This is a genomic window from Citrobacter sp. Ct235 (assembly GCF_030332305.1).
Lineage (GTDB): Bacteria > Pseudomonadota > Gammaproteobacteria > Enterobacterales > Enterobacteriaceae > Citrobacter_A > Citrobacter_A telavivensis.
This window is the reverse complement of the sequence record NZ_JAOWIC010000043.1, coordinates 203,683-219,402: the sequence shown is the minus strand read 5'-3', so window position 1 is coordinate 219,402 and position 15,720 is coordinate 203,683. Positions and strand designations below refer to the sequence as shown.

The following is a 15,720-nucleotide window of genomic DNA, read 5'->3' as shown; positions in this document are numbered from 1 at the left end:
TGCGCAATTTTGATGCTTCCTTTATGATGCGTTGCCCTGCTCAGAGAAGCATCCAACATGTCTTTGCGCAGAAAGAAAGTTAATGATGAGGTTCTTGAATGCCCCGCAGCACCTGGTTCAAAGCGTTACTGTTGTTGGTCGCCTTTTGGGCGCCCTTAAGTCAGGCAGACACCGGTTGGCAGCCCATTGCGGAAACCATCCGTAAAAGCGACAAAGATACCCGCCAGTATCAGGCCATTCGTCTGGATAATGGCATGGTGGTATTACTGGTATCCGACCCGCAAGCGGTGAAATCGCTTTCTGCGCTGGTGGTACCCGTGGGGTCGCTGGAAGATCCCGATGCGCATCAGGGACTGGCACATTATCTTGAGCACATGTGTCTGATGGGATCGAAAAAGTACCCACAGGCCGACAGCCTGGCGGAATACCTGAAATTGCACGGCGGCAGCCACAATGCCAGTACCGCGCCGTACCGTACCGCGTTCTACCTGGAAGTGGAGAACGACGCGCTTACCGGTGCTGTTGATCGTCTGGCCGATGCTATTGCCGAACCGCTGCTGGATAAAAAATATGCCGATCGTGAGCGCAATGCGGTAAACGCAGAGCTGACGATGGCGCGCACCCGTGACGGTATGCGGATGGCGCAGGTGAGTGCGGAAACCATCAACCCGGCGCATCCTGGTTCACGTTTTTCCGGTGGTAATCTGGAAACCTTAAAAGACAAACCGGGTAACCCGGTGCAGCAGGCATTGCGCGATTTTCACAGCAAGTATTACTCCGCCAATCTGATGAAAGCGGTTATCTACAGCAATAAGCCTTTGCCGGACCTGGCAAAGATTGCTGCAGAGACCTTTGGGCGGGTGCCAAACAAGAATATCGAAAAGCCGGAAATTACCGTTCCGGTTGTCACCGATGCGCAGAAGGGTGTCATTATCCATTACGTTCCTGCGCTGCCGCGTAAAGTGCTGCGCGTTGAGTTCCGAATTGACAACAACAGCGCGCAGTTTCGCAGTAAAACCGACGAGCTGATCACTTATCTGATTGGCAACCGTAGTCCGGGTACGCTTTCTGACTGGCTGCAAAAACAAGGGCTGGTGGAAGGTATTCGCGCGGATTCCGATCCGGTGGTCAACGGCAACAGCGGTGTGTTAGCCATTTCCGCCACGCTGACCGATAAAGGCCTGGCGAATCGCGAAGAGGTTGTCGCGGCTATTTTCAGCTATCTCAATCTGTTACGTGATAAGGGCGTGGATAAACGCTACTTTGACGAGCTGTCGCATGTGCTTGATCTCGACTTCCGTTATCCGTCGATCACCCGTGATATGGACTACGTCGAATGGCTGGCGGATACCATGATCCGCGTGCCGGTGGCGCATACGCTGGATGCGGTGAACATCGCCGATCAGTACGATGCGAAAGCGATTCAGGCGCGTCTGGAGATGATGACGCCGCAAAATGCGCGTATCTGGTACATCAGCCCGAAAGAACCGCACAACAAAACCGCTTACTTTGTTGATGCCCCTTATCAGGTCAATAAAATCAGCAAGCAGACCTTCAGCGACTGGCAGAAAAAAACGCAGGGTATTGCGCTGTCTCTGCCGGAACTGAACCCCTATATTCCTGACGATTTCACGCTGATTAAACCGGAAAAGAAATATGACCGTCCGGCGCTGATCGTGGATAAGCCTGATCTGCGCGTGGTGTACACCCCGAGCCAACATTTTGCCAGCGAACCAAAGGCGGACGTGAGCGTCATTCTGCGTAATCCGCAGGCGATGGACAGCGCCAAAAATCAGGTTATGTTTGCACTGAACGACTATCTGGCGGGGATTGCGCTCGATCAGTTAAGTAATCAGGCGGCAGTGGGTGGCATCGGTTTTTCAACCAATGCCAACAATGGCTTAATGCTCAACGCTGACGGCTACACACAGCGTCTGCCGCAGCTTTTCCAGGCATTGCTTGAAGGCTACTTCAGCTACACCGCAACCGAGGAGCAGCTTGAGCAGGCGAAATCCTGGTATAGCCAGATGATGGATTCCGCCGAGAAAGGGAAAGCTTACGAGCAGGCGATTATGCCGGTGCAGATGATCTCTCAGGTGCCCTATTTCTCGCGCGATGAGCGGCGCGCGCTGCTGCCGTCGATCACCCTGAAAGAGGTGATGGCCTACCGTGAAGCGTTAAAATCGGGTGCCCGTCCGGAATTCCTGGCAATTGGCAACATGAGCGAAGCGCAGGTCACAACGATGGCGCGGGATATCCAGAAACAGCTTGGTGCGAACGGTTCCGAATGGTGTCGCAACAAAGATGTGCTGGTGGATAAGAAGCAGTCGATCATTTTTGAAAAAGCGGGCAGCAGCACCGACTCTGCACTGGCGGCGGTATTTGTTCCTACCGGCTATGATGAGTATGCCAGCGCGGCCTACAGCGCCATGCTGGGCCAGATTGTTCAGCCGTGGTTCTACAATCAACTGCGTACGGAAGAGCAGTTAGGATATGCGGTGTTCGCCTTCCCGATGAGCGTCGGACGCCAGTGGGGGATGGGCTTCCTGCTGCAAAGCAGCGATAAACAGCCGTCATATATTTGGGAGCGCTACAAGGCGTTTTTCCCCACGGCGGAGGAGAAGCTGCGGGCGATGAAACCGGAAGAGTTTGCCCAGATTAAGCAGGCTATCGTTGCGCAGATGTTGCAGGCACCGCAAACGCTGGGCGAAGAGGCATCGAAATTAAGCAAAGATTTCGATCGCGCTAATATGCGATTCGATTCACGTGATAAAATTGTGGCTCAGATAAAACAGCTGACGCCGCAAAAACTTGCTGATTTCTTCCATCAGGCGGTGGTAGAGCCGCAAGGCATGGCGGTACTGTCGCAGATTTCCGGTGGTCAAAACGGGAAGCCACACTATGTGCACCCGGAAGGCTGGAAAGTGTGGGACAACGTCAGCGCGTTGCAGCAAACTTTGCCCCTGGTGAGAGAACAGAATGAATGATGTCGCCGAGTCCCTTGATCCCCTGCGCTTGCCCCTCACGGGCGAGCGCCTGATTGAAGCCTCTGCGGGCACCGGCAAAACCTTTACTATCGCGGCGCTCTATCTGCGTCTGCTCCTCGGACTTGGCGGTTCCACTGCCTTTCCCCGTCCCCTGACCGTTGAAGAACTGCTGGTGGTGACCTTTACTGAGGCCGCCACCGACGAGTTGCGTGGTCGCATCCGCAGTAATATTCATGAGCTGCGGATAGCCTGTCTGCGCGAATCGACCGACAATCCCCTTTATGCCCGTCTGCTGGACGAGATCGACGATAAAAAACAGGCGGCTCAGTGGTTGCTGCTCGCCGAGAGACAGATGGATGAGGCGGCGGTGTTCACCATCCACGGTTTTTGTCAGCGCATGCTGAGTCTGAATGCCTTTGAATCCGGCATGTTGTTTGAGCAACAGTTGATCGAAGATGAATCTCTGCTGCGCTACCAGGCCTGCGCGGATTTTTGGCGTCGACACTGTTACCCCTTATCACGTGACATTGCCCAGGTAGTGTTTGAAACGTGGAAAGGACCGCAGGCGCTGCTGGCAGATATTAACCGCTACCTGCAAGGGGAAGCGCCGGTCATCAAAGCGCCGCCGCCGGATGACGAAACGCTGGCGTCCCGTCATCAACAGATTGTGCAGCGAATCAACGCGCTTAAACAACAGTGGTGTGACGCGGTGGGTGAGCTTGAGGGATTGATGGAAGCCTCAGACATCGACCGGCGTAAATTTAATCGTGGCAACCAGGGTAAATGGATCGAGAAGATCAGCGTCTGGGCTCAGTCCGGGACGCAAAGCTATCAGTTGCCAGAGGCACTGGAGAAATTCTCGCAGCGTTTTCTTGAGGATCGCACCAAAGAAGGCGGCGCTGTGCCGCAGCATCCGCTGTTTGTCGCGATAGATGAACTGCTGTCAGAACCTTTGACCCTCAGAGATCTGCTGATCACCCGTGCGCTGGCGGAGATCCGTGAGACGGTGGCGAAAGAAAAACGTCGCCGGGGTGAGCTGGGATTTGACGATATGCTCAGCCGACTGGATGGCGCGCTGCGCAGTGAAAGCGGCGATGCGCTGGCAGCGGCGATTCGAACCCGCTTCCCGGTGGCGATGATCGATGAGTTCCAGGATACCGATCCGCAACAATACCGCATTTTCCGTCGCATCTGGCAGCATCAGCCGGACACCGCGCTGTTGCTGATAGGCGACCCGAAGCAGGCGATCTATGCGTTTCGCGGCGCGGATATTTTTACCTATATGAAGGCCCGCGGTGAGGTCAGCGCGCACTATACCCTCGACACCAACTGGCGTTCCGCGCCGGGCATGGTGAACAGCGTCAACAGGCTGTTCGGCCTGATGGACGATGCCTTTATGTTCCGCGAAATCCCGTTTCAGCCAGTGAAATACGCCGATAAAAATCAGTCGCTGCGCTTTGAATTTCATGGCGAAACTCAGCCCGCGATGACGATGTGGCTGATGGAAGGGCAAAGCTGCGGAGTAGGGGATTATCAAAGCTATATGGCGCAGGTGTGCGCCGCGCAGATCCGCGACTGGCTGAAGGCCGGGTTGAGCGGTGAGGCGATACTTTTCAACGGCAAGGATGCGCGTCCGGTGAGTGCGGCGGATATCAGCGTGCTGGTACGTAGCCGTCAGGAAGCGGCGCTGGTGCGCGACGCCCTGACGCATCTGGCGATCCCTTCCGTGTATCTTTCCAACCGCGACAGCGTGTTTGAAACGCTGGAAGCGCAGGAGATGCTCTGGGTTTTACAGGCGGTGATGGCACCGGAAAAAGAAAATACGCTGCGTAGCGCACTGGCAACCTCCATGATGGGGTTGAACGCGCGCGACATTGACATGCTCAACGACAATGAAAATGCCTGGGATCAGGTGGTCGAAGAGTTTGTCGTCTACCGCCAGATCTGGCAGAAACGGGGCGTGATGCCGATGCTGCGCGCGCTGATGTCGACGCGAAAGATTGCGGAAAACCTGCTGGCGACGGCGGGGGGCGAACGTCGCCTGACCGATATTTTGCACATTAGCGAGCTGTTGCAGGAGGCGGCATCGCAACTGGAAAGCGAACATGCACTGGTACGCTGGCTTTCGCAGCATATTCTTGAGCCTGACAGCAACGCCTCCAGCCAGCAAATGCGCCTGGAAAGCGACAACCATCTGGTGCAAATCGTCACTATCCATAAGTCAAAAGGGCTGGAGTATCCGCTGGTCTGGCTGCCGTTTATCACCCATTTCCGCATTCAGGATCAGGCGTTTTATCACGATCGCAACTCGTTTGAAGCGGTACTGGATCTGAGCGAAGCGGACGAAAGCGTGGCGCTGGCAGAAGCCGAACGGTTGGCGGAAGATCTGCGTTTACTGTACGTGGCGCTGACCCGTTCAGTCTGGCACTGTAGTCTGGGCGTCGCCCCTCTGGTGCGTCGTCGGGGCGATAAAAAGGGCGATACCGATGTGCATCAGAGCGCGCTGGGGCGTCTGCTGCAAAAGGGCGAACCGATGGATGCCGCCGGGCTACGCGCGGCGATAGAGGCGGTTTGCGATGAGAACATCATCTGTCGTGTCCCGGAAGCGGTCAGCATGGAGCCGTTGCCCGTCACTGCGGCGAGCGGGGCGTCGCTGAATGCCCGACGAGTACAACGAACGCCTGGCGACAGTTGGCGGGTGACCAGTTATTCTGGCCTGCAACAGCGCGGTCATGGTATTGCGCAGGATCTCATGCCGCGACTGGACATCGATGCGACAGGCGTCGGTGAGGTGGTTGAAGAGCCGGAACTGACGCCGCACCAGTTTCCGCGCGGCGCGTCGCCGGGGACGTTTTTACACAGCCTGTTTGAAGATCTCGATTTTACCCAACCGGTAGAGGCCGCCTGGGTGCAGGAAAAACTCACACTTGGCGGCTATGACGCCAGTTGGGAACCGGTCATCACCGCGTGGGTGACGACCATTCTCCATGCGCCGCTTAATGAAACCGGCATCAGCCTGAGCCAGCTTTCTGCGCGTGAAAAACAGGTCGAGATGGAGTTTTATCTGCCCATTAGCCAACCGCTTATCGCAGAAAAACTGGATGCGCTGATCCGCCAGTATGACCCGCTCTCGGCAGGCTGTCCGCCGCTGGAGTTCGCCCAGGTTCGCGGGATGCTGAAGGGCTTTATCGATCTGGTGTTTCGTCACAACGGGCGCTATTACCTGCTGGATTACAAATCGAACTGGCTGGGTGAAAACAGCTCGGCTTACACCCCACAGGCGATGGCGACGGCCATGCAGGCGCATCGCTACGATTTGCAGTATCAGCTCTATACCCTCGCGCTGCACCGGTATTTGCGCCATCGCATCGCGGATTACGACTACGAGCGCCATTTTGGCGGCGTGATTTATCTGTTCCTGCGCGGCGTGGACAGCGAACAGCCGCAGCAGGGAATTTACACCACCCGCCCGTCGGAGGAACTGGTTGCCCGGATGGACGAGATGTTTGCCGGTGTGGCACTGGAGGAGGCATCGTGACGCTACAAAAGCGATTGCTTGAGGCCGTCGAGCAGAAGCAACTGCGCCCTCTGGATGCGCAATTCGCGCTGGCGGTGACCGGCGAACATGAACCTGCGGTGACGCTGGCAGCGGCGTTACTCAGTCGGGATGCCGGAGAAGGGCACGTCTGTTTACCACTCGCCCGACTGGCGATGGATGCCGACCTGCCGCCTCTGCTGGCAGCCTGCCTGAGTGAGTCAGGCGAACCGGCGGACTGGGAGGAATGCCTGCTCGCATCGAATGCCGTCAGTCGTGGAGAGCGGCCATCGCCGATGATCCTCCACGGCGATCGGCTGTATCTGAACCGGATGTGGCGCAACGAACGCACGGTCGCCCGTTTCTTTAGCGAGGTGAATCAACCCATCGCGGTGGATGAAGCCTTGCTGACGCAAACGCTGGAAGCGCTGTTCCCGACAACAAACGAAATCAACTGGCAAAAAGTTGCCGCTGCGGTGGCGCTGACCCGCCGCATTTCGGTGATTTCCGGCGGGCCGGGTACGGGGAAAACGACGACCGTGGCGAGACTGCTGGCGGCGCTGATCCAGATGACGGAAGGCGAACGCTGCCGTATTCGTCTGGCGGCACCGACGGGCAAAGCCGCCGCGCGTCTGACAGAGTCTTTAGGCAAGGCGCTGCGCCAGTTGCCGCTGACGGATGAACAAAAGAAACGCATCCCGGATGATGCCAGCACCTTACACCGACTGCTGGGCGCGCAGCCGGGTAGTCAGCGCTTACGCCATCACGCAGGCAACCCGTTGCATCTGGATGTGCTGGTGGTGGATGAAGCGTCGATGATCGACCTGCCGATGATGTCGCGACTGATCGAGGCGTTGCCGCCGCACGGGCGCGTCATTTTCCTCGGCGATCGCGATCAGCTTGCCTCGGTTGAGGCGGGGGCGGTGCTGGGCGATATCTGCGCCTGGGTGAATGCGGGCTATACCCCAGAACGGGCGCAGCAGCTGGCTCGCCTGACGGGGATGCCCGTTCCGGCAGGCGTGGGCAACGACGCCGCCACGCTGCGTGACAGTCTCTGCCTGCTGCAAAAAAGCTATCGTTTTGGTCGTGATTCCGGCATCGGACAACTGGCTGCGGCGATCAACCGTGGCGATAAGGCCGCGATAAACGGCGTTTTCCAGCAGGGCTTCAGCGATATCGATAAACGGACGCTGGAGAGCAGTGAAGATTATACCGCCATGCTTGAAGACGCGCTGACAGGTTACGGACACTACCTGACGTTGCTTCAGGCGCGCGCGGAGCCGGCGTTAATCATTCAGGCATTCAATGAATTCCAGCTGCTGTGTGCGCTGCGTGAAGGGCCGTTTGGCGTGAGCGGACTGAATGAACGCATCGAACTGGCTATGCAGCAAAAGCGTAAAATTCATCGTCTGCCCCATTCCCGCTGGTATGAAGGGCGACCCGTAATGATTGCCCGTAACGACAGCGCGCTGGGATTGTTTAACGGCGATATCGGCGTGGCGCTCGATCGTGGGCAAGGATTAAGGGTCTGGTTTGCGATGCCGGATGGCAGTATTAAATCTGTACAGCCCAGTCGCCTGCCGGAGCATGAAACCACCTGGGCGATGACGGTGCACAAATCGCAGGGCTCAGAGTTCGATCATGCCGCGCTGGTGTTACCCACGCAGCGTACGCCGGTGGTAACAAGGGAGTTAGTGTATACCGCTGTCACCCGCGCACGTCGCCGCCTGTCGCTGTATGCTGATGAACGCATTCTTGGCAGTGCGGTTGCCACCCGTACCGAACGTCGCAGCGGGCTGTCGACGTTGTTTAAATGACAGGTTGCCGGATGGCGTTTGCGCTTATCCGGCCCGTGTTGAATTCATGACGCCAGGCCGGATAAGGCGTTTACGCCGCCATCCGGCAATTCAATAACCGCTAACCCAGATCGGCCATCAGCACTTTGGATTTCCGCTGATAGTTGTACATCTCTTTCTTGCTTTCTGGCAGCAGGTCAATATCCACGGGCGTGAAGCCGCGCTCCTGGAACCAGTGAATGCTGCGGGTCGTCAGGACGAACAGCTTGCTCAGACCAATCTGCTTCGCCTGGGCGGCGATTCGCTCCAGCAACACTTCTCCTCTTGAAGAACTGCGGTAGTCAGGATGGACAGCCACGCAGGCCATTTCACCAATCTTCTCTTCCGGGAAGGGATACAGCGCGGCGCAGGCGATGGTCATGTTATCGCGTTGAATAATGGTGAACTTGTCGATCTCCATTTCCAGCTGTTCGCGCGAACGACGCACCAGAATCCCCTGCTGCTCCAGCGGGCGAATAAGCTCCAGGATCCCGCCAATATCGTTAATGGTGGCGCGGCGGATCTGCTCGGCGCTCTCCATCACAATCTGCGTCCCGATACCGTCGCGCGAGAACAGTTCCTGCAACAGCGCGCCATCTTCCTGATAGCTGATCAGGTGACAGCGACGCACGCCGCTGCGACAGGCCTTCACCGCGCCACGCAGGAAGCGTACGGTGCCCGAGTTGTAATCGCCTTTTTCTTCCTGTGCTTCTACGCGCGCCTGCGCTTCGTTCGGGAACAGCTCAGAGACGATATCGCCGTCGTCGTTGGTCACCCCCTGCGAAGAGCAAAAGCCGATCATCTTTTCGGCTTTCAGTTTGATAGCCAACTGCGTGGCGATCTCTTCCGAGGTCAGGTTAAAGCTTTCGCCGGTGACAGACACCGCGACGGGGCCCATCAATACGATGGCGCCGCTGTCCAGTTGACGATGGATCGCCTCTTCATCGATACGACGGATACGCCCGCTGTGGCAGTAATCCACTCCATCATCGACGCCCAGCGGCTGCGCGATGATAAAGTTGCCGCTGACCACGTTGATATGCGCGCCCTGTAGCGGCGTGTTGTTCAGGCTCATCGACAGGCGAGCGGTGATATCCAGTTGCAAAGTGCCCGCTGCCTGCTTTACCAGCTCCAGCGTTTTGGCGTCAGTGACGCGGGTATTTTTGTGATACATCGGTTCATGGTGATGGGTGACGAGGTTGGCGTCGATTTGCGGACGCGCGCCATAGACCACCACCAGGCGAATGCCGAGGCTGTGAAGAAGCCCAATGTCGTTGACGATGCTGGAAAAGTTTTCATGCTCAATGGCTTCGCCGCCGAGCATAATGACAAACGTTTTTCCCCGATGGGTATTGATATAGGGAACAGAATGGCGGAATCCCTGTACCAGTTCGGTTCTACGTTCCTTCACCACGGCATATCCTCATTGCATGATTATTCGTAATTAGTGTATTTTTATTCTGTTTTTCCGCCGCGCGCAAGTGCAAATTTTGACCCTGACAAAGTTTTTTCTCAGTAATACCGTGAATACAATAACAATGTTTACCCTTTTATAGATGACAGATTATGCGTCATTCGATAAAGTTTCCGGTCAATTTAGACGTTTAGTATCTCATCACCATTACGTTTTATTTTGCTCGGGAGAAGCATGTCAGGATCCAATCCACCTATCAGCCGCCGTCGTTTACTGCAAGGGGCGGGCGCCATGTGGCTATTGAGCGTCAGTCAGGTCGGTCTGGCTGCGGTCAGTCAGGTCGTTGCGGTTCGTATTTGGCCAGCATCCAGTTACACCCGTGTGACGGTGGAATCGAATCAACAGCTGAAGTACAAACAGTTTGCGCTGAGCAATCCTGAGCGCGTGGTGGTGGATATTGAAGGTGTGAACCTGAATTCCGTGCTGAAAGGTATGGCGGCGCAAATTCGTCCCGACGATCCTTTTATCAAGTCGGCACGCGTAGGGCAGTTCGATCCGCAGACCGTACGTATGGTGTTTGAACTGAAGCAAGACGTGAAGCCGCAGCTGTTTGCGCTGGCGCCGGTGGCCGGTTTTAAAGAACGTCTGGTGATGGATCTCTATCCGGCCAATGCGCAGGATATGCAGGATCCGCTGCTGGCGCTGCTGGAAGATTACAACAAAGGCGATCTCGATAAGCAGGTTCCCCCCGCGCAAAGTGGCCCGCAGCCGGGTAAAGCCGGTCGCGATCGCCCGATTGTGATCATGCTCGATCCGGGACATGGCGGTGAGGATTCCGGCGCTGTCGGTAAGTACAACACGCGTGAGAAAGATGTGGTGTTGCAGATAGCCCGGCGGCTGCGAGCCTTAATCGAGAAAGAAGGCAACATGAAGGTCTACATGACGCGCAATGAAGATATCTTCATTCCGCTGAAGGTACGCGTGGCGAAAGCCCAGAAGCAGCGTGCGGATCTCTTTGTCTCGATTCATGCGGACGCCTTCACCAGTCGGCAACCCAGCGGTTCATCCGTGTTTGCGCTGTCGACCAAAGGGGCAACCAGTACGGCGGCGAAATATCTGGCGCAGACGCAGAACGCCTCGGACTTGATCGGCGGCGTAAGTAAAAGCGGCGACCGCTATGTCGATCACACCATGTTCGATATGGTGCAATCGCTGACCATTGCCGATAGCCTGAAGTTTGGTAAAGCGGTGCTCAACAAGCTCGGCAGGATTAACAATCTGCATAAAAATCAGGTGGAACAGGCCGGGTTTGCGGTGCTGAAAGCGCCGGATATCCCATCGATTCTCGTCGAAACGGCGTTTATCAGTAATATCGAAGAAGAGCGGAAGCTGAAAACGGCAACCTTCCAGCAGGAAGTGGCGGAGTCGATTCTGGCAGGGATCAAAGCGTACTTCGCCGATGGCGCGACGCTGGCGAGAAGAGGATAATAAAAAAGCGCTGAAAAGCGCTTTTTTTATGAACCGCAGAAACAAAAAAACACCCGTTAAGGTGTTTGATGTTGGTTGCGGGGGCCGGATTTGAACCGACGACCTTCGGGTTATGAGCCCGACGAGCTACCAGGCTGCTCCACCCCGCGTCCGTCTTTCTGCTGCGCATTTCAAACCACATTTCCTGTGATTCGAACTGCTATGCAGAAACTTTTACTACTTCAAATTTGATTGGTTGCGGGGGCCGGATTTGAACCGACGACCTTCGGGTTATGAGCCCGACGAGCTACCAGGCTGCTCCACCCCGCGTCCGTCTTTCTGCTGCGTATTTCAAACCACATGAGCGTTGGCTCTACTGTGATTCGAACGACTATGCAAAAGCTTTACTGCATCAAATTTTAATTGGTTGCGGGGGCCGGATTTGAACCGACGACCTTCGGGTTATGAGCCCGACGAGCTACCAGGCTGCTCCACCCCGCGTCCGTGGATGCGCACTATACTCTGCTCGCATTTTCATGCAACCCTTTTTTCACATGGATCACGGTTTCGGGATGAAAATGAACAAAAACAAGGCATTTCAGTTTAAATAATGTGCAAAATTTGCGTCAGGGCAGCGGTGCTCGTTTCATTAGCGGGCCGGGTTTGTTATCTTCATTGCGCATGATTTACAGCTAAAAGAAGAGAACAATGAAAGGACGTTGGGTCAGTTACCTTCTCGTGGGCGCGGTAGTTGCAATGTTGGCTGCCTGTTCCTCCAAACCAACCGATCGCGGACAGCAGTATAAAGACGGGAAGTTTACCCAGCCTTTCTCACTGGTGAACCAGCCGGATGCCATCGGCGCACCGATCAACGCCGGCGATTTTGCCGAACAGGTCAATCAGATCCGCAGCGCTTCTCCGCGCCTGTACGGTAATCAAAGCAATGTTTATAACGCCGTGCAGGACTGGCTGCGCGCCGGTGGCGATACGCGCGCCATGCGCCAGTTTGGCCTTGACGCCTGGCAGATGGAAGGCGCTGATAACTACGGTAACGTGCAGTTTACCGGTTACTACACGCCGGTGATTCAGGCGCGTCATACGCGCCAGGGCGAGTTCCAGTACCCTATCTATCGTATGCCGCCGAAGCGAGGTCGTCTGCCGTCACGCGCCGAGATCTACTCCGGTGCGCTGAGCGACAGCTATATCCTGGCGTACAGCAACTCCCTGATGGATAACTTCATTATGGACGTGCAGGGTAGCGGCTATATCGACTTTGGCGACGGTTCCCCGCTGAACTTCTTTAGCTATGCCGGGAAAAACGGTCACGCCTACCGCAGTATTGGCAAAGTGTTGATCGATCGCGGTGAAGTGAAGAGAGAAGATATGTCGATGCAGGCGATTCGCCACTGGGGCGAAACGCACAGCGAAGCACAAGTGCGTGAATTGCTTGAGCAGAACCCGTCATTCGTCTTCTTTAAACCGCAATCTTTTGCCCCGGTGAAAGGGGCCAGTGCGGTACCGCTGATTGGCCGCGCGTCGGTGGCGTCTGACCGCAGTATTATCCCGGCGGGCACGACGTTGCTCGCCGAAGTTCCGCTGCTGGACAACAACGGGAAATTTAACGGTCAGTATGAGCTGCGTCTGATGGTGGCGCTGGATGTCGGTGGGGCGATTAAAGGTCAGCACTTCGATATTTACCAGGGCATTGGACCGGACGCCGGACACCGCGCGGGCTGGTATAATCACTATGGTCGCGTATGGGTACTGAAGAGCGCGCCTGGCGCGGGTAACGTGTTTAGCGGCTAGTCGCCGGATGGCGCTTCGCTTATCCGGCCTACATCATCGGGTAGGCCTGATAAGGCGCAGCCGCCATCAGGCAGCCATCCCGCTCGGTATTAATGAATTTGAGGTGTTATGTCTGTTGTAATTAGTGATGCCTGGCGTCAGCGTTTTGGCGGCACCGCGCGTCTGTATGGTGAAAAAGCGCTACAGCTGTTTGCCGATGCGCATATCTGCGTGGTTGGGATCGGCGGCGTCGGCTCCTGGGCGGCGGAAGCGCTGGCGCGAACCGGGATCGGCGCGATTACGCTTATCGATATGGATGACGTTTGCGTGACGAACACCAACCGCCAGATCCATGCGCTGCGCGACAATGTCGGGCTGGCAAAGGCGGAAGTGATGGCCGAGCGTATTCGCCTGATCAACCCCGAGTGCCGGGTGACGGTAGTCGATGACTTTGTTACGCCGGATAACGTCGCGGAATATATGAACGTGGGATTCAGCTATGTCATTGATGCCATTGACAGCGTACGGCCAAAAGCGGCGCTGATTGCCTACTGTCGACGCAATAAGATCCCGTTAGTGACCACCGGTGGTGCGGGTGGTCAGATCGATCCTACGCAGATTCAGGTCGTCGATCTGGCGAAAACTATCCAGGATCCGCTGGCGGCAAAACTGCGCGAACGGCTGAAAAGCGATTTTGGCGTAGTGAAAAACAGTAAAGGCAAACTCGGCGTCGACTGTGTGTTTTCAACGGAAGCGCTGGTGTATCCGCAGTCAGACGGTAGCGTCTGCGCCATGAAGGCGACGGCAGAAGGACCAAAGCGGATGGACTGTGCGTCGGGCTTCGGCGCGGCAACGATGGTCACCGCCACGTTCGGTTTCGTGGCAGTATCCCATGCGTTGAAAAAGATGATGGCAAAAGCGGCACGCCAGGGGTAGGCCGGATAAGACGCTTCAGCGTCGTCATCCGGCGGAATGAGCCGCATTAATGACTGCCTCGTTCAACGCCGCCAGGCCCTGGCCGCGCGACGCGCTGAGCTGAGTTCGTAGCCCCAGCTCATCAAACAACGCCAGCGGCGAATGGGCCAGAAGTTCCGCCGGCGTTTTCCCTTCTGCGGCGGTCAGCAATACCGCCAGCAGTCCGCGCACGATGCGACCTTCACTGTCGCCGAAAAAGTGTAGCGTGCCCTTTTCAGAGCATGTATATCCCAGCCAGACGCGATTTTCGCAGCCAGCAATCTCTTTGGCCTGCGCTTTGAGATAGTCGGGCAATGCCGGAAGCTGTTTACCGAGCAGGATCAACTGACGATATTTGTCTTCCCACTGGGTCAGCGGGAGAAAGGTATGGCGCAGCGTCTCTTCGGTTATGGTTGTGCCGAACGGGTGTCCGGCAAACATTGGGCTAGTCATTAATCCACCAGTATTTCCAGTGCGCGATCAACAGCGTTGACCAGCGCATCCACATCACTTTGGGTATTATACGGCGCAAATGAGGCGCGTAGCGTACCCGTGACGCCAAGTTCAGCCAGCAGCGGCTGCGCGCAGTGCTGACCGGCACGCAGTGCGATGCCATACTCCGCCAGCAGGGTGACCATATCGCTATGGTGAACCCCGGCAAAATCAAAGGCCAGCAGACTGGAGTCCTGACAGCGAAACGAACGGAACCCCGGACGCTGAGCCAGCGCCTCTTCCGCCAGCGTGGCCAGCCCGCGACTCCAGCTTTCCGCCTGGATGATATCAATGTCGGCCAGCCATTCCAGCGCGGCGCTCATGCCAATCACGCCAGCGACGTTAGGAGTGCCCGCTTCCAGCTTCCACGGTGCGGCTTGAGTAGTGAAGCCCTCGAAACTGACTTCGTTGATCATCTTACCGCCACCAAGCCAGGGCGACATGGCTGCCAGCAACGCTGGTTTGCCGAAAAGCACGCCGATGCCGGTTGGGCCGTACAGCTTATGTCCGGAGAAGGCGTAGAAGTCGATATCGAGCGCCTGGACATCCGCCGGGAAATGGACCGCCCCCTGCGCGCCATCCACCATCACCACCATGTCAGCGGCATGGGCGAGCGTAATGGCTCGGGCTAAGTCCGGGCAGCCGCCGGTAACGTTCGACATCTGCCCTAGTGCGAGAATTCGGCTTCGCGGGGTGATAATCTCCGGCAGGCGTTCGACGTCAGGCAGGTGCTGGGTATTGAGCGGTAGCTTGACCACTTTCGCCCCGGTTTGCTCCGCGACCATCAGCCACGGCACAAGGTTCGCATGGTGCTCCGCGACGCTGACGATAATCTCATCACCCGGTTGCAGGCGAGGGCGGGCATAGCTCTGCGCCACCATGTTGATGGCCTCCGTGGTGCCACGGGTCCAGACGATGGTTTTGTCATCAGGCGCGTTCAGCAAACGCGCCACCTTTTCCCGCGCGGCCTCATAGCGCGCGGTCAGGCGCTGGGCTTCGGCAAACTGACTGCGGTGGACGTTGCCGGCGCTCAGACTATAGAACTGTCGGGTCGCCTCAATAACGGCCTGTGGTTTGAGGGCCGTCGCGGCGCTATCAAGATAGACGCCCGCGTCAGCTAATGCGGGAAATTGCGCGCGAAACTGCGCGGGATTGAAAGCGTTCATGGTATTCCTCGATTCAGTGATCCGATCGTGGCGCAAATTGGTCGCTGATTCAAGGATTGTGCGGCCACCAGGAATACTCTGGATG

At 56.6% G+C, this 15,720-nt stretch carries 9 protein-coding genes and 3 tRNA genes; 6 read left to right on the top strand and 6 right to left on the bottom strand.

Features of this window, described 5'->3' with window-relative positions:
• Window positions 1-98: 98 nt before the first annotated feature.
• The 3 genes from ptrA to recD are packed head-to-tail and all read left to right on the top strand — an operon-like array spanning window position 99 to window position 8,339.
• A complete protein-coding gene (gene ptrA / locus OGY35_RS10175) occupies window positions 99-2,987 on the top strand; it encodes a pitrilysin (RefSeq protein ID WP_286632204.1) in 2,889 nt (962 codons plus the stop codon).
• Window positions 2,980-6,525, top strand: a complete 3,546-nt coding sequence (gene recB / locus OGY35_RS10170) for an exodeoxyribonuclease V subunit beta (RefSeq protein WP_286632203.1) — start codon at window positions 2,980-2,982, stop codon at window positions 6,523-6,525. Before ptrA ends, recB begins: the two co-directional genes overlap by 8 nt.
• Entirely contained in the window at window positions 6,522-8,339 is a 1,818-nt protein-coding gene (gene recD / locus OGY35_RS10165; RefSeq protein ID WP_286632202.1) for an exodeoxyribonuclease V subunit alpha, read from the top strand. The genes recB and recD overlap by 4 nt, the downstream gene beginning before the upstream one ends.
• 100 nt (window positions 8,340-8,439) lie before the next feature.
• Here the strand turns inward: recD and argA are convergent, their stop codons facing one another.
• Window positions 8,440-9,771 carry an amino-acid N-acetyltransferase gene (gene argA, locus OGY35_RS10160; RefSeq protein WP_042322440.1) on the bottom strand — a complete coding sequence of 444 codons (1,332 nt, stop codon included), beginning with the start codon at window positions 9,769-9,771 and terminating at the stop codon, window positions 8,440-8,442.
• Between the two features lie 234 nt (window positions 9,772-10,005).
• Between argA and amiC the strand changes: the two genes are divergently transcribed.
• Window positions 10,006-11,259: an N-acetylmuramoyl-L-alanine amidase AmiC gene (gene amiC / locus OGY35_RS10155; protein WP_286632201.1), complete on the top strand. Its 1,254-nt coding sequence runs from the start codon at window positions 10,006-10,008 to the stop codon at window positions 11,257-11,259.
• Between the two features lie 72 nt (window positions 11,260-11,331).
• Here the strand turns inward: amiC and OGY35_RS10150 are convergent.
• From OGY35_RS10150 to OGY35_RS10140, 3 genes are all read right to left on the bottom strand, one after another.
• Window positions 11,332-11,408 (bottom strand) — tRNA-Met (locus OGY35_RS10150).
• 83 nt (window positions 11,409-11,491) lie between these two features.
• Window positions 11,492-11,568: transfer RNA gene (locus tag OGY35_RS10145), tRNA-Met, on the bottom strand.
• A 94-nt stretch (window positions 11,569-11,662) separates the two neighbouring features.
• A tRNA-Met gene (locus tag OGY35_RS10140) sits at window positions 11,663-11,739 on the bottom strand.
• A 207-nt stretch (window positions 11,740-11,946) separates the two neighbouring features.
• Here OGY35_RS10140 and mltA point away from each other — a divergent pair.
• The gene (mltA, locus tag OGY35_RS10135; protein ID WP_286632200.1) at window positions 11,947-13,044 is read left to right on the top strand and encodes a murein transglycosylase A; all 1,098 of its coding nucleotides are present in this window, start codon (window positions 11,947-11,949) and stop codon (window positions 13,042-13,044) included.
• Between the two features lie 108 nt (window positions 13,045-13,152).
• Window positions 13,153-13,959: a tRNA cyclic N6-threonylcarbamoyladenosine(37) synthase TcdA gene (gene tcdA, locus OGY35_RS10130; protein ID WP_286632199.1), complete on the top strand. Its 807-nt coding sequence runs from the start codon at window positions 13,153-13,155 to the stop codon at window positions 13,957-13,959.
• Window positions 13,960-13,983: 24 nt separating this feature from the next.
• Here tcdA and csdE read toward each other — a convergent pair whose 3' ends face one another.
• The gene (gene csdE / locus OGY35_RS10125; RefSeq protein ID WP_152402385.1) at window positions 13,984-14,430 is read right to left on the bottom strand and encodes a cysteine desulfurase sulfur acceptor subunit CsdE; all 447 of its coding nucleotides are present in this window, start codon (window positions 14,428-14,430) and stop codon (window positions 13,984-13,986) included.
• Window positions 14,430-15,635 carry a cysteine desulfurase CsdA gene (csdA, locus tag OGY35_RS10120; protein WP_152402387.1) on the bottom strand — a complete coding sequence of 402 codons (1,206 nt, stop codon included), beginning with the start codon at window positions 15,633-15,635 and terminating at the stop codon, window positions 14,430-14,432. Before csdA ends, csdE begins: the two co-directional genes overlap by 1 nt.
• Window positions 15,636-15,720 lie beyond the last annotated feature (85 nt).